The sequence below is a fragment of the Hymenobacter glacialis genome, assembly GCF_001816165.1.
GTDB classification, from domain to species: Bacteria; Bacteroidota; Bacteroidia; order Cytophagales; family Hymenobacteraceae; genus Hymenobacter; species Hymenobacter glacialis.
On sequence record NZ_MDZC01000061.1, the window covers coordinates 1 to 18,681 of the forward strand.

Annotated in this window: 19 protein-coding genes and 1 pseudogene; 8 read left to right on the plus strand and 12 right to left on the minus strand. The window is 59.6% G+C overall.

The annotated features are described in order from the left end of the window. On the minus strand, nt 1–255 hold a 255-nt coding region (locus tag BEN48_RS09355; protein ID WP_193408669.1), incomplete at its 3' end, for a GTP cyclohydrolase I. Beyond that, on the minus strand, nt 248–655 hold the full coding sequence (locus BEN48_RS09360) for a 6-pyruvoyl trahydropterin synthase family protein (protein ID WP_070734342.1): 408 nt from the start codon (nt 653–655) through the stop codon (nt 248–250). The genes BEN48_RS09355 and BEN48_RS09360, both read right to left, overlap by 8 nt. 265 nt (nt 656–920) lie before the next feature. On the opposite strand from BEN48_RS09360, the gene BEN48_RS09365 reads away from it, so the two are divergent. Continuing rightward, entirely contained in the window at nt 921–1,628 is a 708-nt protein-coding gene (locus BEN48_RS09365) for a hypothetical protein (protein ID WP_125932561.1), read from the plus strand. A gap of 146 nt (nt 1,629–1,774) precedes the next feature. Next, nucleotides 1,775–2,179, plus strand: a complete 405-nt coding sequence (locus BEN48_RS09370) for a hypothetical protein (protein WP_070734345.1) — start codon at nt 1,775–1,777, stop codon at nt 2,177–2,179. Between the two features lie 116 nt (nt 2,180–2,295). Here the strand turns inward: BEN48_RS09370 and rplS are convergent, their stop codons facing one another. From rplS to BEN48_RS09415, 9 genes are all read right to left on the minus strand, one after another. Then, the gene (rplS, locus tag BEN48_RS09375) at nt 2,296–2,676 is read right to left on the minus strand and encodes a 50S ribosomal protein L19 (protein ID WP_070727876.1); all 381 of its coding nucleotides are present in this window, start codon (nt 2,674–2,676) and stop codon (nt 2,296–2,298) included. 166 nt (nt 2,677–2,842) lie between these two features. Next, nucleotides 2,843–3,517, minus strand: coding sequence for a tRNA (guanosine(37)-N1)-methyltransferase TrmD (trmD, locus tag BEN48_RS09380; RefSeq protein ID WP_070734347.1), 675 nt, complete (start codon nt 3,515–3,517; stop codon nt 2,843–2,845). Nucleotides 3,518–3,599: 82 nt separating this feature from the next. Further along, nucleotides 3,600–4,181, minus strand: a complete 582-nt coding sequence (gene rimM / locus BEN48_RS09385) for a ribosome maturation factor RimM (RefSeq protein WP_070734349.1) — start codon at nt 4,179–4,181, stop codon at nt 3,600–3,602. 92 nt (nt 4,182–4,273) lie between these two features. After that, entirely contained in the window at nt 4,274–4,822 is a 549-nt protein-coding gene (locus BEN48_RS09390) for a 30S ribosomal protein S16 (protein ID WP_070727884.1), read from the minus strand. Nucleotides 4,823–5,007: 185 nt separating this feature from the next. Next, complete coding sequence (locus BEN48_RS09395; RefSeq protein ID WP_070734351.1) at nt 5,008–5,802, minus strand: acyl-CoA desaturase; 795 nt, start codon at nt 5,800–5,802, stop codon at nt 5,008–5,010. A 171-nt stretch (nt 5,803–5,973) separates the two neighbouring features. Next, nucleotides 5,974–6,684, minus strand: coding sequence for an RluA family pseudouridine synthase (locus BEN48_RS09400; protein ID WP_070734353.1), 711 nt, complete (start codon nt 6,682–6,684; stop codon nt 5,974–5,976). Between the two features lie 322 nt (nt 6,685–7,006). Then, nucleotides 7,007–7,822 carry a 3-methyl-2-oxobutanoate hydroxymethyltransferase gene (panB, locus tag BEN48_RS09405; protein ID WP_070727893.1) on the minus strand — a complete coding sequence of 272 codons (816 nt, stop codon included), beginning with the start codon at nt 7,820–7,822 and terminating at the stop codon, nt 7,007–7,009. A gap of 159 nt (nt 7,823–7,981) precedes the next feature. Beyond that, entirely contained in the window at nt 7,982–8,335 is a 354-nt protein-coding gene (locus tag BEN48_RS09410; RefSeq protein WP_070734355.1) for an ANTAR domain-containing protein, read from the minus strand. 150 nt (nt 8,336–8,485) lie between these two features. After that, nucleotides 8,486–11,572 (minus strand): putative LPS assembly protein LptD, encoded by a 3,087-nt coding sequence (locus BEN48_RS09415; protein ID WP_125932562.1) that lies wholly within the window; start codon nt 11,570–11,572, stop codon nt 8,486–8,488. Nucleotides 11,573–11,867: 295 nt separating this feature from the next. Here BEN48_RS09415 and BEN48_RS09420 point away from each other — a divergent pair, with 295 nt between their 5' ends. The 6 genes and pseudogenes from BEN48_RS09420 (at nt 11,868) to BEN48_RS09440 (ending at nt 17,258) form a co-directional block, all read left to right on the plus strand. After that, complete coding sequence (locus BEN48_RS09420; protein ID WP_070734389.1) at nt 11,868–12,593, plus strand: N-acetylmuramoyl-L-alanine amidase family protein; 726 nt, start codon at nt 11,868–11,870, stop codon at nt 12,591–12,593. Nucleotides 12,594–12,711: 118 nt separating this feature from the next. Beyond that, nucleotides 12,712–13,722, plus strand: coding sequence for an MlaD family protein (locus tag BEN48_RS09425; protein WP_070734359.1), 1,011 nt, complete (start codon nt 12,712–12,714; stop codon nt 13,720–13,722). Nucleotides 13,723–13,871: 149 nt separating this feature from the next. Further along, nucleotides 13,872–15,500, plus strand: a complete 1,629-nt coding sequence (locus tag BEN48_RS09430; protein WP_070734361.1) for an acyl-CoA carboxylase subunit beta — start codon at nt 13,872–13,874, stop codon at nt 15,498–15,500. 22 nt (nt 15,501–15,522) lie between these two features. After that, a complete protein-coding gene (locus BEN48_RS09435) occupies nt 15,523–15,774 on the plus strand; it encodes a hypothetical protein (RefSeq protein ID WP_070734363.1) in 252 nt (83 codons plus the stop codon). A gap of 12 nt (nt 15,775–15,786) precedes the next feature. Then, nucleotides 15,787–15,939: pseudogene (locus BEN48_RS20260) on the plus strand (FEKKY domain-containing protein); the annotation flags it as partial. A gap of 167 nt (nt 15,940–16,106) precedes the next feature. Continuing rightward, nucleotides 16,107–17,258 carry a hypothetical protein gene (locus tag BEN48_RS09440; RefSeq protein ID WP_083320924.1) on the plus strand — a complete coding sequence of 384 codons (1,152 nt, stop codon included), beginning with the start codon at nt 16,107–16,109 and terminating at the stop codon, nt 17,256–17,258. 8 nt (nt 17,259–17,266) lie between these two features. Here BEN48_RS09440 and BEN48_RS09445 read toward each other — a convergent pair whose 3' ends face one another. Continuing rightward, a complete protein-coding gene (locus tag BEN48_RS09445; protein WP_125932564.1) occupies nt 17,267–18,505 on the minus strand; it encodes a hypothetical protein in 1,239 nt (412 codons plus the stop codon). Between the last annotated feature and the right edge of the window lie 176 nt (nt 18,506–18,681).

The window sequence follows — 18,681 nt, forward strand, 5'->3', positions numbered from 1 at the left end:
TTCCGGCCGGTTTTTCGGGTCGAGGCCCTTGAACCATTCCTGCACGTACATCTTGGCCACACGGCGCGGCGTGCCGGCCAGGCTGTCGTCGGTCAGGTCGAGGCCCAGCTCGCGCATGATGGCCTCAAAATGGCCACTGATAGCGGTAATCTTAGCTTCGTCAGATTCCGCGAAAGCGTTGTCGCGGAGAGGGGTGCGCAGTTCGGCGGGAAGGTGCGCGTCGGGTGCCGGGTCTGGGCCGGAAGGGTTATCCATGGTATTCTACAAAGTTGCGGTCCGTCTCATAGAGCGTGACCGAAAGGGCAAGGGTTTCGGCCAGATGAGGGCGTAGCCGCTGCCAGATTACCACGGCCATGTTTTCGGCCGTGGGGTTCAAATTACGGAAATCTTCCGTGTCCAGGTTCAGGTTGTGGTGGTCGTAACGGTTCAGCACTTCCACCTTTATCAGGTCGCTCAGCCGCTTCATGTCGTATACGTAGCCGGTTTCGGGGTCGACGGTACCGGTGAGGCGCACGGTCAAATTATAGTTGTGGCCGTGGTAGTTGGGGTTATTACACTTGCCAAATACGCGTTGGTTCTGCTCGGCATCCCAGGCGGGATTGTGCAGGCGGTGGGCGGCGTTGAAGTGCTCGGTACGGCAAACAGTGACTTGCATAGGAGCCTACAACTGCTGTCCTGTCCGCATTGTTGCACCCCAGCCAAGCAAACTACCTAGCGACACCAGTTGTCTTTGTATTGATTAGAATTTAAAAAAGCAGAAATATAATTTAAGTAATAAAATCGGCCATATTTATAAAAAAGTTTGGGTACACAGAATTTGCATCGAAGAAAGACACTAAATTTGAAATGCCAGACAACGATATTTTTGCAAATACTCTTTCCCCATTGCCATTTTTAAAGCTCTCATCAGTTATTATCTCATGAAGAATAGCCTACTTACTCTGCTCTTTATATGCCTGGCTACGCTCGGCAGTTATGCCCAGAAGTCCCCTGTGGATGAGGTTGATATGTCCATCAACAACATTCCCCGCAAAGGCCAGCGCGTGAGCATACAGCTCGACAACAAGCGCATCGAAGCAGCTTGGCTGAAACAACTCAGTGACAAGTTCGGCAACAAGCTTAAGAACAACAAGGGCGTGCTGAACCTGGACGGCATCATCATCGAAGAAATTGCACCCACTCCCATTCGCGTTATCAGCAAGGTAGATGGTACTCCTACCGGTACCACCGTGTGGTGGAGCATTGACCTGGGCAACGCTTACCTGGGCAAAGAAGCAACCCCGGTACAGTGGAAGTCGGCCGAGAAGTATTTGAAGGATTTCGCCCGCACGATGTACCGCGAAGACTTGGTATCGCAGATTGCCGAAGCCGAGCGTGCCTTGGTGGCCTCGCAAAATAATCATAACGCCGTGATTGAGAAATCAAGCGCCATCAAGAAGGACGTTGAAAAAAATAAGGTGCGTAAAATTGAAATTCAGCAGCTGCTGGCCGCCAACGCCGCCGAGCTGCAGCAGTACAACAACCTCATCGACGCCAACCTGAAAGAGCAGGAGGCTGCCCGCGGCGACATTGTGAGCATGCGCATCGCCCTGGAGGCCGTAAAAGACCGCATGACCAAGATTGAGTAGCCATTCGGCGCTATTTGAGCTGCTAACTAAAGCCCTGCCCCTCACCGGCAGGGCTTTTTGTTTGGGGGTAGGGGCCAACCCCACGGGGGCGAAATACGTTGGCAACATAGTCCGCTACAGTAGCGGCTGCTTACCACACCCCACCCATGGAAAAGAAAGAAGTTCAGCACCAAGTGCACCTTGACAGCGCCATTAAGTTCCTCTCCGGCGACCTCAACGAAGAAGCCGAGCGCGCTGGGCTCGACAACCAGTTCCAGCGTTGGATAGAGGACCTGAAAGATGCCAATAACCCCGCTTTCCACCAGTTGGTTGTCGACATGCAAGCGCTAAAGGCTCACTTTGGCAGCGGCACACTCGACGTAAACGTTATTGCCCCCCTCTTAGCCCGTCTGGGCACCAACACCAGCCAGGCGGCCAACTTCGCCGAAGGCAACACCGCCCCCCGCGTAACCAAGCTGGGCGAGGTGCTCAGCGCCGTGGCGCAGCAGCTGCAAGGCGGTTCGGTAGAAGTAGACGGCAGCCTGCCCCAGGACTTCTCCTCGCATAGCTAAGCCAATTGTAGCGGGGCAGCAGCATGCTTGCTGCCCCGCACGAACCTAAAAAAGCCGGCCCCACGTGTGGGGCGGCTTTTTTGATGTTGATAGCAGCCGAATAGCTGCGGCAGTGCTTAAGCCTTGGCCTTAGCAACTGGGTTGAGGCGACGCTCCTTGATACGGGAAGCTTTGCCGGACAGGCCACGCAGGTAGAACAGACGGGCACGACGTACTTTACCGCGACGGATAACCTCGATTTTATCGATGTTAGGCGACAGCAGGGGGAAAATACGCTCGGTGCCGATTTGGTTGGAAATCTTGCGAACGGTGAAAGTTTCACCGTTGGAGCTTGGGTTGCGGCGCTGCAGTACCACGCCCTGGAACTGCTGGATGCGCTCCTTGTTGCCCTCGCGGATTTTCACGTGAACATTCACGGTGTCGCCCGCAGCGAACAGGGGGAAGCTGGCGCGGCGCTCCTGCGATTCGGCCTGGATAAAGTCAAGTAGTACGCTCATGGCTGGGAAATTGCAAAAGACGGCGCTGCCGTCGGGAAATAGTATTTTACAAAACGGACCGCAAAGATAATGCTTTCGGGTGAGGATAGCAAGCGGTTTGTAGAACATGCGTCAGCTTGTTCCTTGATTTGCTGATAATTCAACGCTGCACAGGCGAAAGCACGTGCTACGACAGCAAATCGGGGCGGCGGGTTTGGGTGCGAGCCAGGGCCTGTTCGTGCCGCCACTCCTCAATTTTGGGCGTGTTGCCCGATAACAGAATGCCCGGCACGGCTTGCCCGCGCCACTCCGCCGGGCGGGTGTACACGGGCGGCGCCAGCAAATCGTCCTGAAAAGAATCCGACAGCGCCGACTCCTCGTTGCCCAGCACGCCCGGCAGCAGCCGCACCACGGCATCTACCAGGATGGCCGCGCCCAGCTCGCCACCGCTCAGCACGTAGTCGCCCACGCTGATTTCGTGGGTAATGTAGGTTTGGCGAATCCGCTCATCAATGCCCTTGTAATGACCGCAGAGCATGATGATGTTCTGGAACAGCGACAGCCGGTTGGCCAGTGGCTGGCGCAGGGTCTGGCCATCGGGCGTGAGGTAGATGATGGCGTCGTAGGGCCGTTCGGCCTGCAACGCATCCATCCAGGCCGCAATGGGCTCCACGCGCAGCACCATGCCGGCCCCGCCGCCAAACACAGCGTCGTCAATTTGCCCGTGCTTGTTGATGGCCTTGTCGCGAAGCTGGTGCACATGGATTTCAACCAAGCGCTTGTCTTGGGCCCGCTTCACAATGGAATGAGCAAAGGGGCTGACCAGCAACTCCGGCAGGCAAGTGAGAATGTCGATACGCATGTTTTTAGCTATTAGCCAATAGCGGTTAGCTCACCGCAATACTCACAAGCTAAAAGCTGACGGCTGATAGCTAAACGCTGGTCTAGGCCTCTTCAGATTCGTCTGCTTCGTCCTGCTGGCGGGTGCTGGGCTTGAGGTACACGTCCAGCAAGCCGTCGGGCAGCTTCACGTATATCTCCTTTTTGCCGTGGTCGGCGTGGGTCACCAGCTCGTCTACCACCGGAATCAGCACTTCCTGGCCCTGGTAGCGCATGGCCAGCATGTCCTGCTGGGGCAGCTCGTAGAAGTTCTCCACGGTGCCCAGCGGACCCATGTTTTCGTCAACCACGGTAAAGCCGATGACGTCGTGGAAGTAGAACTGGTCTTCGGCCAGCTCGGGGAGCTGCGCCAGGGGCAGGTGCAGCTGCGCACCGCGCAGGGGCTCGGCTTCTTCGATGCGCTCAATGCCGCGCAGCTTCAGCAAAATCCTGGAGCCGGGCTGGGGCTGTATTTTTTCTACCTGGTGCTCCACCAGCTTGGTGGGGGCACCGGCCAGGGCAAGGTGCACCGTTTTCAGCTTGAGGTAGGCTTTGGAGTCGTCAACATCGAAATGAGCCACCACGTGGCCGCGCAGGCCATGGGTCTTGATGATGTAGCCGAGCTGATAGGTTTCGTCGAGAGTCATAAGCAGGGAAGGGGGTAACGAAAAAAAGTTTGGGGGTTGCGTGCCGGTCCGGCTCACAACCCCCAAACCCTTTCGGTTTAGAAACCTAAAAACTACTCGGCAGCTTCGGTAGCAGCTTCTTCGGCCGGAGCCTCGGTAGCAGCTTCTTCGGCAGCGGGAGCGGGCGTGTTGGCAGCCAGCAGCGCAGCAGCTTTCTGGCGCTGCGACTCCGAGCGGGCTTCCTTAACCTTAGTCTCGGCGTCGAAAGCAGCCTGCTTGGCAGTTGCTTTGGCGTCAACCAAGCCGGTACGCTTGCCTTCGATTTTAGCGTCTTTCTCTTCTTTCCAAGCGCTGAAACGCTCGTCGGCTACATCTTGCGTGATGGCGCCTTTGTCAACACCCAGCTGCAGGTGACGACGGTAGAGCACGCCGCGGTAGCTGAGCATGGCCCGAACGGTGTCGGTGGGCTGCGCACCGGTCATCATCCAGTAGAACGCGCGGTCGGCGTCGTAGTTGATGGTGGCGGGGTTGGTTTGGGGGTTGTAGGTGCCGAGCTTCTCAATGAAACGGCCGTCGCGGGGAGCGCGGGCGTCAGCTACTACGATGTCGTAAGTTGCGGCCTTCTTGCGGCCACGACGGGCGAGGCGGATTTTAACTGCCATAAACCGATGGGTTTGGTGCGACGCAGCTCGTGCGTCTGGTGATATTTTCCCGAAATTGGGAGTGCAAAGGTAGCGTTTGTTCAGGGCATTAGCTAGGAGCGAGCATAAAAAAAGCGCTAACCAGGAGGTTAGCGCTTTTCGTCGTTGTCGTCATTCGCTCCGCTCTAAATGACAGACGTTGAAAACTACGCTGCCATGGCTTCGCGCTTGGGCTTTGGCTTGGCCAGCTTGGATATGGCGTTCAGGTTCATGTTTTTGCGCTTGATTTTAATGACGCCGACCTTGTCGAGGCTCCAGATGGCCACGTAGGTGGGGTCAAACTCCCACCACTTCACGCCGAAGTTCACGCGCATGGGCAGCTTGTGGTGGTTGTTCTGAAACAACTCGCCAAAGGCCAGAAAGTCCAGGGCCAGCGTGTTTTTCGATTTGTCACGGTTGTCGAAATTCTGGTAGCCGTACTTGTGGCCGCCCCAGTTCACAATGGCGCCGTGGATGGGGCCCATCAGGAAGTGGATGGGCAGCAATAGGTATTGCCACCACGCCGTGGCAAAGTTAATGTAGAACAGCACGTAGACCGTGCCCCAGCCCAGACGCGAGTACACGGTGCCGCCAAACTTGTCGAGCCACTTCCACTCCGGAATGTCGCCGTCGAAGCGCTTAGCACCTTCGTGCACGTCCTTCACCACGTCGTTGTATATCACCTTCGTCTTCCACATCATATCAAACGCGTTGTTTGAGAAGTGCGGGGAGTGTGGGTCCAGTTCAGTATCGGAGTAGGCGTGGTGCATGCGGTGCAGCAGCGCGTAGGCCCGCGGCGAGAGGAAGCTGCTGCCCTGGCACACGTAGGTGAAGGCAAAAAAGAACTTCTCCCAGAATTTATTCATCGTAAACATCTTGTGCGCCGCGTAGCGGTGCAGGTAGAATGTCTGCGTGAACAGGGACAAATAGTAGTGCGCAACAAAGAAAATGAGAATAGCCATAGGAATGAATAGCGAACAGAACTGCCCGCACAAGCACAAAGCCCGGGGGAAGGTTCAGAATAGGTAACGCAAAATTACGGCCAGAGTGTCCCTGGCAGGTATGCGGGGCTGGGAAGGCCAAAATGTTGCACGTAGCACGCAGTAATGCTTCGTGTCCCGGCGCGCGCTGCGCTACTTGTAGAACTCCCGTGCGGCGTCCCAGTGCGGCGCGTCGGGCAGGGGGGCCACAAAAGTCATGGCTTCTTTGGTGACGGGGTGCTGCAGCTGCAACTGGCGGGCGTGCAGGGCAATGCTCACGTCGGGCAAGGGCGCAATGAAGCCGTACTTCACGTCGCCGATGATGGGGGTGCCCAGGCCGGTGGCCAGCTGGGTGCGAATCTGGTGCGGGCGGCCCGTCACGGGGTTCACCTGCAGCAGGTAGCGGTTGCCGGCCGGGCCCAGCAGCTCGTAGTGCAGCTCGGACCGCAGGCCCTGCGAATGCTTCTCGGAATAGGCTTTGGTCACGTTGCGCACCGTGTCCTTCACCAGCCAATGCACCAGGGTGCCATTTTCGGGAATGGGGGGCTTGCCGGTGAGGGCCCAATAGGTTTTGGTCATCAGCGAGTCGCGGAACATCTCGTTGAGGCGGCTCAGGGCTTTGCTGGTTTTGGCCAGCACCACAATGCCGCTCACGGGCCGGTCGATGCGGTGGCACACGCCCACGAAGGCCTCGCCGGGCTTCTTGTACTTGAAGCGCAGGTACTCGGCGGCTTTTTTGGAGAGGGGCTCGTCGCCGGTGGCGTCGCCCTGCACGAGCAGGCCAGCGGGCTTGTTGATGACGAGAAGGTGGTTGTCTTCAAACAGAATTTCTCTGCCTTCGGACCAGATGTTGGGACGATTCACGCGGCGGTTGCGGGCGGGATAGGAAATGTAGCAGGAGGGGGACCAGGGCCCACCAAGGGGCTACCGCACGTCGTCAGACCACACTCACCGGGCGCTCCGCTCTTGCTTTTAAGTAGCACGAAGATACGAAGAGGCGCGGGAGTAGGAATGAAAGAATGTCAAGCGCTTCAATTGAGTGAATAAGCACAAAAGCACGTCATGCTGAGCTTGCCGAATCATCTCTATCGCAGTGCCAAATCCTATGCAAAATGGAATAGTTGCGCGGTAGAGATGCTTCGGCAAGCTCAGCATGACGGTCTGATTTTTCAGTTCAAATAAGCCTTTAATATCCCTCTTCCTTGCTCGGAAACTCGCGGCTTTTTACGTCGGCCACGTAATGCTGCACGGCTTCGGTCATGATGTCGTGCAACTCGGCGTAGCGGCGCAGGAAGCGGGGCTTGAATTCCTTGGTGATGCCCAGCAGGTCGTGCACCACCAGCACCTGCCCGTCCACGTCGGGGCCGGCGCCGATGCCGATGACGGGAATGGTGAGCTCCTCGGCCACTTGCTTGGCCAGGGTAGCGGGAATTTTTTCCAGCACCAGGCCAAAGCAGCCGATTTCCTGGAGCAGGCGGGCATCTTCGAGTAGCTTCTGGGCTTCGGCTTCTTCTTTGGCGCGCACGCTGTAGGTGCCGAACTTGTAAATGCTTTGGGGGGTGAGGCCCAGGTGGCCCATTACTGGAATACCGGCCGTGAGAATGCGAATGATGCTGTCCTTTACTTCGGCGCCGCCTTCAAGCTTCACGCCGTGGCCACCGCTTTCCTTCATGATGCGAATGGCCGATTGCAGGGCCACCGACGAGTTGCCCTGGTACGAGCCAAAGGGCATGTCCACCACCACGAAGGCGCGCTTCACGGCGCGCACCACGCTTTGGGCGTGGTATATCATCTGGTCGAGGGTGATGGGTAGGGTGGTTTCGTGGCCGGCCATGACGTTGGAAGCCGAGTCGCCGACGAGCAGCACGTCGATGCCGGCACCATCCAGAATCTGGGCCATTGAGAAGTCGTAGGCCGTGAGCATGGAGATTTTTTCCCCCCGCTCTTTCATGGCGAGCATTTGGTGGGTGGTAACGAGCTTAACTTCCTTGTGCTGGGACATAATGGGCGAGGGAGGGCAGGAATACGAGGCAATGCGCCGTTTGGCAGGGCAAAGCTGGCAACAATTTCGTTAGCCCGCACCGCAAGGCCATAAGAAAGCCCCTGGCCAAGCACAGGGGCTATGTAAAGTGAACAACGGATACTCCCAGACGGCGCCTGGTTAGGCCCCGGCGGTGGCGGCTGCTACCGGCAGGGCGGCGGCTAGCAGCTGGGCTTGCACAACCAGCAGGCCCGGCAGTTCCGCAGGGTCGGTGACGGTGAGGACTGGTATGGAAATGCCAAGGGGCACTTGCAGGGACGTGGCCAGGCCAGCACCGTCGAGGGGCCCGCGCAAGGGGCCACCCACCACTACCAGGTCGGGGTGAAGCAAGCGGGCAGCTTTCAGGGCCGCATCGCCGCGGGCTTCGGCCACGATGATTTCGTCGAGGCCAGCGGCGCGCAGGTGCCCCACCAGGGCCGCAGCACGCTGAACGTCATCAATGGCTACTAAGACACGCAGGGGGCTGGCAGACATAACCGTTGGAAGAGGGGCAGGAGTACAGCCCGAAGGTCCGAACACGGACGCGCTACGTAGGGCTCTACCAGCCCAACAGCGTGCCGGGCCCGCCCAAATAAAGCCTGCTCCGTGCGAACGGAAACCCGGCTCAATGTTGCCCCGGCCACTCTACTGGAACTGAACCTGGCGGTTGCGGTTGAGCTTGAGGTCCTGCAGCAGGCTGCTCTTGGCCGCGATGGTGAAGTTGTAGCCCTTCAGCTGGCCAAAGGGTATCCAGCTGCCCACAATCTGCCAGCAGTGCAGGTCTCGGAAAAAGGCCAGGGTGGGGTAGGTAATGGCGTTTTGGGTGATGTCGTAGCCCAGGTTGTAGGTGAAGCGCAGGTTTTCGGTCAGCTTCACCGAGCCGTCGACGCGCACGGTGTTCAGGGCCAGAATGGGCGGGCGGGTCTGGCCTTTGCGCAGCGGAATGGGGGCGGTGGTGTAGCCGGCCGCGTAGGTCATGTTCAACTCCCAGGGAATGTCAAAATTCACGTAGTCGGCGTAGTAGTTGGGCTGGCCCACCGTGCCCAGGGTGGGGTCGTTGGTGGGCGCTACCGTGCGGGGAATGGCGCTTTTGCGCTCGCCGTTGGCGGGGTTGAAGGCGTAGGTGGCCCCGAAGCTGGCCGAAGCCAGGCGCAGCAGCTTGCGCGGGTCGGACTCAAAGAGGAACTTGTTGATGGCCCGGCCCTCGCTGTCGCGCTGGTAAGGCTCAAAGCTGGCCGTGCTGTTCAAATTCAGCTTCCGGGCCACCTGGGTGCGGAAGTTGACGTTGATGGGCTGCAGCTGAAAGGCGGTGTCGGCGAAGTTGTAGCTGGTGGTGAAATCCAGGCCATCAATAAGGCTGGATTTGCGGAACGTATCGGTGCCGGTGGTGTCCTTGTCGTTGCGCACCTTCATTTCCACCGCGTTCTGAAAGGTGAAGGAAACCACGCTCTGCCGGTTGCCCCCCGGCGCGCCGTACAGGAAGTTGCTGTAGCTCTCGAACGGGTAGAGGCTGCGCCCGGCGCGGTCCCGGGTGGGCACCTGCACCCCAAACTGGTTGGTGAGGCCGAACAGGTCCGGCTGCGGAAACACGCTGCGCCGGTCCGCCAGGTTGGGTGCAAAGCTGTAGGAAAGGCTGGGCGTGGCCTTGTGCCGCAGCGCCTGAATTTTGCGAGTGCCCTTGCGCACAATGGTGCCGTAAAAGGTGGTGTTCAGGCTGGCCTGCGCCGAGTAGTTGTTGATGCGGTTGAAGCCGTAGGTGGTGTCGATGCGCACGGCCTGGGCCGTGGGGCTGAAGCGGTAGTCGAGCCGCTGGCCATACCACACTTCGCCGTAGCTCACGGAGGGCGTGAACTGGAAGTGCTGGGCAATGGGGTAGGAGCCCAGGCCGATGCCGAAGGTGTGCTGCAGGCCGTTGCGGCCGCCGAGCAGCAGCTGGCCCAGGTTCTTCACATCGAGCGGAATGCGGGTGGGCACGGTGGTGCCGCCCAGCAGGGGCAGGCCGTTGGCCAGTGCACGCGGGGCCTGCACGTTGGTCACTTCGTTGCGGCCCGTCAGGTTGTAGCTCACCGTGAACTGCTCGTACACCTTGCCCAGCTTGGAGGCCCCCGGCTCGATGCCGAACCACTGATAGGGGAACTGCCGGGCCACGCCCAGGCTCACGTCGGGCAGCGTGAAGGTCATGGTGCCGTCGGCGCCCTGGCTCTGGCTCAGGCGCAGGTCGTAGTTCACGGGCGAATTGCGAATCTGCTTGGAGTAGCTAATGCTGGAGTTAAACTGCGTGGCCAGGTAGCGGCGCGCATCGAGGCTATTCACCTTGTTGAAGGTGCTGGAGCCCGCGTTCACGCTGGCCGAGAAGCGGCCGCCGCCCGGCTTGGGCACGGGCGTATGGTTCCAGGTAATCCAGTAGGTGTTGGCCGACGGCGGCTGAATGTAGACCGGGCTGGTGGTGAGGGCATCGGTGGCCAGAATCTGGGTGCCGGGCCGGGTGGAGTAGCGCAGGTTGAAATTGCCCTGAAACGTGTAGCGCTTGAGGTAAGACACGTCGGCGGTACCGCCCCAGCCGCCGAAGGTCTGAGCGTTGCCAGCGTAGATATCCCCCGTAAGCCGCACGCCGATGTAGTCGTTGGGCGCAAAGTAGTAGCCGCCATTGGTCAGGAAATAACCGCGGTCGGCGGCCTGCCCAAAGGTGGGGATGATGACGCCCGAGCCCCGGCTCTTGCTGGGCGTGGGGAAGAAGCCAAACAGGAAGCCCAGCGGCGTGGGCACGTCGCCAACCACCAGGTTAAAGGGGCCTGTCACCACCTTGTCGCCCGGAATCACCTTCATGTTCCTGGCCTGGATGTAGAAGTGCGGGTGTTCCAGGTTGCAGGTGGTGTAGCGCCCCACCAGGCCGTTGATGGTGCCATCGGGCAGCCGCTTGATGACGGACGCACTCACGTAGCCTTCGCCTTGGGTGGTCACGGCATCGCTCACGCGGGCCTTTTTGGTTTTAAAGTTGTAGGCAATGTTGGTGGCCGTGTACAGGCCGGCTTTGTCCTTGAGCACAGGCCGGTCTTCCAGGCGGTTGGTCAGGGTGTCGCGCCGGCCGTCGGCGGTCATGGTATTTTTGCCATAGTCCACGGTGATGACGGCCGCCGTTAGGTCGGTGTCGCCGTAGTCCACGCTGGCCTTGTTGTAGAGCCGCGCCACTTTCCGGGTCACGTCGAACTGGATGGAGTCCTTGGCCGTGTACTTAATGGTGGTTTCAATCTGGCCACGGCGCCGGGCCGCAATCTGCAGCGAGTCGCCGCTACGAACCACGCCGTTTACCGGAGTGGTGGTGTCGGTGGTGGGAGTGAGGCCGGGCCGCCGGGCGGTGCCGCCAGGCGTGAGGGTATCGGGCACGGCCTTGTTGGACGTGCCGGGTACCAGGGGCTTGCCGGTGTTGCGCACGCCGGGCGGCGGCGGCCCCACGGGGTCGCGCGGGTCGGGCGAGATGTAGCGCACCGGCGGGGTGGGTGCGCTGCCGGGGCGCTGGCCGGGCTGGGGGCGGGCGGGGGCCGCCTTCTTGGGCGGAGTCACCTGCGCGTTGGGCGACGGGGTGGCAGGCGTGGCCAGAATGGCTTTCGTACGGGCTTTGCGCTCCTGCACTTTTACTGCCTTTTTGGGCTTTGGCTTGGGTTTGGGCTGGCCCGGTGCTACCGTTTGGGCTCCGGCCGAACCGGCGAGGGCCAGCAGGAGCAAAAACGCCATTCCCGGCAAGCCCAGGCGGGCCCCGGCCGGGGCCGGGCGGCGCTGCCCAGGCCAAAAACCGGCGTTAAAACAAGGGCCAAACCGAACAGGCAAAGTATGGTAGCGTTTAAATCGTTTACTTTTGGGGCTTCTACAAAGGTAGCAGGTCGCTACCACCCCTTCAACGAACGCCGTGCGGATTATTGTCAACCTGGCCAGTGCTGCCCTGCTTTTGCTGGGCGCGGGCAGCGGAGAGTGGAAAGCGGAAGCCCAAACCCCGGCCGATTCTACGAGTGCCGCTCCCGATTCCGCGCTTATGGCTACCGGCTTGCCCTACCGTTACCGGCTGCGCACCGTGGTGCTCGATGCCGGCCACGGCGGCAAAGACCGGGGCTGCGCCGGTGTCTCGGCCCGCGAGGCCGACGTGGCCCTGAAGCTGGTGCTGGCCCTGGGCCAACAGATTCAGGAAAACATGCCGGAGGTAAAGGTTATTTACACCCGCAAAACCAACGTGTTTATTGAGCTGGACGAGCGCGCCGCCATTGCCAACCGCAACAAGGCCGACCTCTTCATCTCCATTCACTGCAACGCCGGCCCCAGCCAGAGCCACGGCGCCGAAGTGTGGACCATGGGCTTGCACAAGTCCACGGCCAACCTGGGCGTGGCCCAGCGCGAAAACTCGGTTATTTTGCAGGAAAAGGACTACCAGAAGCGCTACAACGGCTTCGACCCAAGCTCTCCCCAAAGCCACATCCTGTTCTCGCTGTTTCAGTCGGCCTACATCACCAACAGCCTGCGCTTTGCTCAGCAGGTAGACCGGCAGCTGCGCACCACCGTGAAACGGCCCAGCCGGGGCGTGAAACAAGCCGGGTTTCTGGTGCTTTGGAAGTCCACCATGCCAGCCGTGCTCATCGAGTCGGGCTTCCTTACCAACCCCGCCGAAGAGCGGTACCTCAACGACAAAGCTAATCAGTCGTATATGGCAGCGGGAATTTACCGCGCCTTCCGCGAGTACAAACGCGAACTGGAAGGCGGCTCCTGATTAAGGGCGCTGGAGGCACTGCCAAGGCCGGATTCAATCTCTGGAAGCAGTTCTCACGTACCCTGTTTATGAACCGGTGCTATTGCCGCGCCCATCCACCCATTCACCCTCGCCACTCGTGTCAAAAGAAATAAAAGTGGGGCTACTTGCCCTCGTAGCCATTGCCGCACTCATTTTCGGCTACAACTTCCTGCGGGGCAGCAATATTCTTTCATCTGACCGTACGTTTTACGCCACCTACCCCGACGTAGACGGCCTAAACGTGGGCGCAGCCGTTATTCTGAACGGCATTAAAGTGGGGCAGGTGAAGAAAATGGAGCTGATGCCCGAGAAAGGCAATGCCGTACGGGCGTCGCTGGAGCTGGGAAAAGACATCGTCCTCGGCGACTCTACCGTGGCCAGCCTGGGCGGTTCGCTGCTGGGCTCCAAAACCATTACCCTGAGCTTGGGCCGCAACAATAAGGTATACTCCGGCGGCGAAGAGTTGAAGACCGAGTCCTCGGCAGGCATTGCAGGCATGGCCACGGCCCTACAGGCCCGCGCCCTGCCCGTGCTCAGCAGCCTGGATTCCACGCTGCGCCACGTGAACAGCATCATCAACAAAGACGCCGAAACCAACATTCAGAGCACGCTGCTCGGTGCCCGCGCCAGCACCGAGGCCCTGCAGAAGCTCATCATCGACAACCAGGCCAACATCAACCAGATTACCCGCAACCTGGCCCAGATGACCTCCGCCCTGAACCAGACCACGGGCAAGCTCGACCGCATCGCCGTGAACTTCTCGCAGCTGTCGGATTCGCTGAAGCAGGCGCCGGTGGGCTCGGCGGTGCGCCGCCTGGATGCCACCATGGCCGAGGCCCAGACCACCGTGGCCAGCCTCAACCGGGCCCTCAACGACCAGAAAGGCTCCATGGGCAAGCTTATAAACGACACCCTGCTGTATAACAACCTGAACGCGACCGCGGCCAGCTCCAACGCCCTCATCACCGATTTCAAAACCAATCCCAAGCGCTACGTGCACTTCTCGGTGTTTGGTGGCGGCAGCAAAAAGAAAACCGAAGTGGAAACCACCACCACCAAGCCCAACGGCACCGTTATAGATAAAGAAGTGAAGACCACCGTGAAGTAAAACCGGGCCTTGGCTCGTTCACCGCTTGGCCAGTAAAGTCCAAACCAGTAGCGCCAACGATTGAACCCGCCGAGGCTGTACCTTTGAAATCCGCCTCCGGGCGGATTTTTTTGTGCTCCATCTCCCAAAATCCCACCACTGCCTTTCTTATGAACGTCGAGTTCAACCGCAACGAAGACCAACTCAAGCAGCTTAGCTTCAACCTCAGCCAGAAATTTCAGAAAGTAGCCCTCGGCGGCGGCGAAAAGCGCATCGCGGCCCATAAGGCCAAGGGCAAGCTCACTGCCCGCGAACGGATTGACTACCTGCTGGATGCGGGCGCGGCGCAGGTCGAAATCGGAGCCTTTGCTGGCGATGGCATGTATAAGGAAGAAGGCGGCTGCCCCGGCGGCGGCGTGGTGGTGGTTATCGGCTACGTGGCCGGGCGGCAGTGCGTGGTGGTGGCCAACGACGCCACCGTGAAAGCCGGCGCGTGGTTTCCCATCACCGCCAAAAAGAACCTGCGGGCCCAGGAAATCAGCATCGAAAACAAGCTGCCCATCATCTACCTCGTGGACTCGGCGGGCGTGTACCTGCCCATGCAGGACGAGATTTTCCCCGACAAGGAGCATTTTGGCCGCATTTTCCGCAACAACGCGGTGATGAGCAGCATGGGCATCGTGCAGATTTCGGCCATCATGGGCCCCTGCGTGGCCGGTGGCGCGTACCTGCCCATCATGAGCGACGAGGCCATGATTGTGGACGGCACGGGCTCGGTGTTTCTGGCCGGTTCCTACCTGGTGAAGTCGGCCATCGGCGAAAGCATTGACAACGAGGCGCTGGGCGGCGCGAGCATGCACTGCGAAATCTCGGGCGTGACGGACAACAAGTTCGATTCCGACGCCGAGTGCCTCGACCACATCCGCGCCATTTTCGACAAGCTGGGCGCGCACCCCACGGCCGGTTTCAGCCGCACCGAGCCGGCCAAGCCCGCGCTGGCGGAGCAGGAAATCTACGGCCTGCTGCCTTCGGACCGCGTGAAGCCCTATGACATGATGGACATCATTAACCGCTTGGTGGATAACTCCGAATTTGAGGCCTACAAGCCTGATTACGGCCAGACGCTGCTCTGCGGCCTGGCCCGCATCGACGGCTGGGCCGTGGGCATCGTGGCCAACCAGCGCAAGATTGTGAAGAGCAAGAAAACCGGCATGCAGATGGGCGGCGTCATCTACTCCGACTCGGCCGACAAGGCGGCGCGCTTCATCATGAACTGCAACCAGAAGCGCATTCCGCTGGTGTTTCTGCACGACGTGTCGGGCTTCATGGTGGGTTCGGCTTCCGAGCAGGGCGGCATCATCAAGGACGGCGCCAAGATGGTGAATGCCATGAGCAACTCGGTGGTGCCCAAGTTCACGGTCATCGTGGGCAACAGCTACGGGGCTGGCAACTACGCCATGTGCGGCAAAGCCTACGACCCGCGCCTAATCGTGGCCTGGCCCACGGCCCAGCTGGCCGTAATGAGCGGCGCCGCCGCGGCCAACACCCTCCTGCAAATCCAGGTGGCCTCCCTCAAATCCAAAGGCGAAGTCATCACCCCCGAAGCCGAAAAGGAGTTGCTCGACCGCATCAAGGCCCGCTACGAGGAGCAACTATCGCCCTACTACGCCGCCGCCCGCCTCTGGGTCGATGCCGTGATTGACCCACTGGAAACCCGCAAAGTCATCTCCGAAGGCATCGCCGCGGCCAACCACGCGCCGATTGAGAAGGCGTATAACGTGGGGGTTATTCAGGTGTGATTAGGTTGAAATCAAAGTCAATATGAAGCTTCAGCATCTTGTGATAACAGCTGTACTTGGACTCAATGCTACCAGTTCATTCGGACAGGTTGTTCAACTTGCGGATGCGGAAATTGATAACGCGGGCCCGTCTAAACTGATTTTTGCAACGCTGACTAATGGCAGGTGTGAAGAAGCAGACCAATTAGCTGATAAGGATATTGCCGATGGAATGCCTTTCCTGTGCTTGTTTGGCAGTATTGCGCCAACCGCAATGATGCCCTCCGACTTTTAATTCGAGAAGAAATTTCAGGTTCGTTATTACGAATACGGCTGTTCGCCTGCTGATGACGTGTGCATGGTTGCCTACAATAGTCGTGTATTTACTTATTTATCGGATAAGTATGGCACCCGATTGATGAAGTTTGTTAGGGAAAATGTGGTCGGGCTTAAGGAGTGAAAAAAAAGGCGCTAGTATCATTCCAATCATACTTTATAAGCATCCTTTACCTCCCGTCTACTCACCACGGCGCTGGCAAAACCAACGTCGCTTACGCCTCGCTGCGCTACTTGTTAGGCAATAGCTCCAGTTGCTACTTTTGCCGCCTACCTGATTTTGTAACCCCAATGGCCAAGAAAACTACTGCGCCCAAGCCGCAGCTCGTGCACATTAAGTCGCCCGGCGTGGGCACCGATTCGCTTTCCAAGGCCCAGAAGGAGTTCAATCGGCTTACCAAGCGCATTGCCCGGCTGGAAAAAGAGGTGATAGACTTCCGCGAAGCCGCCACGGCCATGCGCCAGCGCGTGCAAAACGAGTACCGCCCGCTGCAAGCCCGCCACAACGACGCCCGCGCCGCCCTGGTGCGCCAACTCGACCAGGCGTTTGAAACCTACAAGCTCACCAAAGGCGAAAAGAACAAGATTACCGACCTCATCGGCCAGTGCATCGACCTGCTGGAGCGCGGCCACGAAAACCTGCAGCCCATCATCGACAAGCACGCGCCACCGCTTTCGGAGGAGGAAGAGGCCGAGGCGGATAAAGCCACTTCGGAGATGATGAAGCAGCTGTTCACCATACAGTATGGCATCGAGTTCGACCCCGACGTGGACGTGAGCACGCAGGCAAAGTTTATGGCCTACGTAGACGAGAAAATGGCCGAGCGGGAAGCCGAATACGAGCAGCAGGAAGCCCAGGCCGCCGAGCGCCGCACCCGGCGCAAAAAGAGCCCCAAGCAGCAGGCCGCCGAGGAGCAGAAGCAGGCCGAGGAGAAAAACATCACCAAAGCCGTGCGCACGCTCTACATGGATTTGGTGAAGCACCTGCACCCCGACCTGGAACCCGACGAAGCCGAAAAGCTGCGCAAAACCGAGCTGCTCAAGCAGGTGACCACCGCCTACCAGGCCAACGAGCTGCTCACCCTGCTACGCCTGCAGCTGGAGCTACAGCGCATCGACCAGAGCCACCTCGAAAACCTGGCCGAAAGCCAGCTCAAGTACTACAATAAGCTGCTGAAGGAGCAAACCCGCGAGCTGGACGAGGCGCTGCTGGCCGAGCAGCAGGACTGGTCGGCCTTCACCGGCAAGCCCTATTACTTCACCCCCACGCCCGTTGCGATGGAACTGGACTACCAGCACCAGAAGTCCGGCCTGGACTACAAAATCAAGCAGCTGGAAGCCGAAGTGCTGGCCTTCGGCCACGACCCGGCTGCGCTAAAGGCCTTCCTGAAGACGCATAAGATTCCGAAGGCGGGCACGGGTCCGCTGATTTTCGGGCGGTAAAGGACGTCTTAGAGCACACCGACAGACCGGGCTACCCGCTCAAAAAACGGCATGCCATACAACACGGCAAAACCCTTGATGTGGCTGCGCAACCGGGTTTCTTCGGTCGCATCGGTGCCGGCGGCGAAGTGGAGCTCAACCAGCCAGATATGCACCTGATAATAGTCGAGCAGCCAGCTGTGGGTTTCAAATTGGAACAAGCCCCGAACGCTGGGAACCGAGGCCCGACTGCGGTGGGTGCGTAGCTGGGCCACTGCATAAAAAGCCCGCAGCAATTCGTTGTACACGTTATGCTCCAGCGTAGCCAGCTCGGGGCATTGCGCCTGCGTAAACTCCAGCCACTCCAGCAGCAAGCCAAACTGGCTGGTCAGAAACAGGGCTTCGGCCACGTGGAAGTGGTAGCCCGCCGAAAAAAAGTTGTAGAAAGCCGGCATCGTCGACGCCGGGGCCTCGGTGGCCTGCGCTTCGCGCCGCAGGCGGCCTAATACGTCGGCTGGCAGGGGCAGTTCTGGCGCATCGTACCACTGCGCCACTATTTCGGCAAAGCCGCGCCGGCCGCGGGGAAACGCGTGTACTTCGGCCGGAACCGGCAGCGCGAGCAGGAGAGCGAGCCGCTGGCGCCAGGCGGGCTCGTTCTCCGCCAGAAACTCACCCAAAAACAACACGCAGTGGCCAAACAGCTGGGCATCGGGCGTGTGCTTGTGGCGCAAGTATTCCGTCACCACCTCGCCGTACGCTCCGTTGAGGTGGGTCAGGTCCACGAACGATTCCACAAAGTATTCCTGGCCGGCGGGGTGGGCCGCCAGGCGCAGGGCCAGCGGCACAGCCGGGCCGTTGGGGGCGATGGGCCGCGTGACACGGCCCAGGAAATAGCCCAGCAGCAGGCGTTCGGGGTAGGTGAGGCGCTCCATTCCCAGCAGCTCGGGAATGTCGTTCAGGGTGCCCGTCGCGGCGGTGCTGGCAGTAGCCAAGCCTGATACGGCTTGGCCAAAAGCGGCAAAATCGGCGTGGCCGGCGTAGCGGGCCAGCGTGTCGAGGGTGTGCAGGTGGAAGCCGGCTTCGGTGTCGACCAACCCAAAAAAGCGGCGCAGGGTACTTGGACTCAGGCGCTGCCCGCCACCAGCAGACGTTTTCTGTAGCTCTACCTCCAGGGCATCGCAGTGGCTGGGGTAGAGCAAGGGCTGCCCAAAGCGGGCTGCTACGGCCTCGCGAAGGGCGGCTTGCAGGGGAGGGGAAAGTCGGGGCACGAAGGTAGAAGATGGAGTTGCCGTCAAAGGAAAAGAAATTTTTGGCCTTTGCACCGTCTTTTTTCCCTGCTGACCTTTATTTTCTTATCTCCCGACTTGATTGATGAAGACCATTGGTGTTGCCCGCACAGCTGTTCGTTTGGGTCACTATTTGCTGGCCGGCCTGGCTGGGGTGA

Excerpts from the sequence above, each read along its gene's own strand:
- BEN48_RS09360 (WP_070734342.1), bottom strand. The coding sequence starts at position 655 with ATGCAAGTCACTGTTTGCCGTACCGAGCACTTCAACGCCGCCCACCGC.
- trmD (WP_070734347.1), bottom strand. The coding sequence starts at position 3,517 with ATGCGTATCGACATTCTCACTTGCCTGCCGGAGTTGCTGGTCAGCCCC.
- BEN48_RS09395 (WP_070734351.1), bottom strand. The coding sequence starts at position 5,802 with ATGGCTATTCTCATTTTCTTTGTTGCGCACTACTATTTGTCCCTGTTC.
- BEN48_RS09410 (WP_070734355.1), bottom strand. The coding sequence starts at position 8,335 with ATGTCTGCCAGCCCCCTGCGTGTCTTAGTAGCCATTGATGACGTTCAG.
- panB (WP_070727893.1), bottom strand. The coding sequence starts at position 7,822 with ATGTCCCAGCACAAGGAAGTTAAGCTCGTTACCACCCACCAAATGCTC.
- BEN48_RS09440 (WP_083320924.1), top strand. The coding sequence starts at position 16,107 with ATGGCCAAGAAAACTACTGCGCCCAAGCCGCAGCTCGTGCACATTAAG.
- rplS (WP_070727876.1), bottom strand. The coding sequence starts at position 2,676 with ATGAGCGTACTACTTGACTTTATCCAGGCCGAATCGCAGGAGCGCCGC.
- BEN48_RS09415 (WP_125932562.1), bottom strand. The coding sequence starts at position 11,572 with ATGGCGTTTTTGCTCCTGCTGGCCCTCGCCGGTTCGGCCGGAGCCCAA.
- BEN48_RS09370 (WP_070734345.1), top strand. The coding sequence starts at position 1,775 with ATGGAAAAGAAAGAAGTTCAGCACCAAGTGCACCTTGACAGCGCCATT.
- BEN48_RS09430 (WP_070734361.1), top strand. The coding sequence starts at position 13,872 with ATGAACGTCGAGTTCAACCGCAACGAAGACCAACTCAAGCAGCTTAGC.
- BEN48_RS09420 (WP_070734389.1), top strand. The coding sequence starts at position 11,868 with ATGGCTACCGGCTTGCCCTACCGTTACCGGCTGCGCACCGTGGTGCTC.
- rimM (WP_070734349.1), bottom strand. The coding sequence starts at position 4,181 with ATGACTCTCGACGAAACCTATCAGCTCGGCTACATCATCAAGACCCAT.
- BEN48_RS09365 (WP_125932561.1), top strand. The coding sequence starts at position 921 with ATGAAGAATAGCCTACTTACTCTGCTCTTTATATGCCTGGCTACGCTC.
- BEN48_RS09390 (WP_070727884.1), bottom strand. The coding sequence starts at position 4,822 with ATGGCAGTTAAAATCCGCCTCGCCCGTCGTGGCCGCAAGAAGGCCGCA.
- BEN48_RS09435 (WP_070734363.1), top strand. The coding sequence starts at position 15,523 with ATGAAGCTTCAGCATCTTGTGATAACAGCTGTACTTGGACTCAATGCT.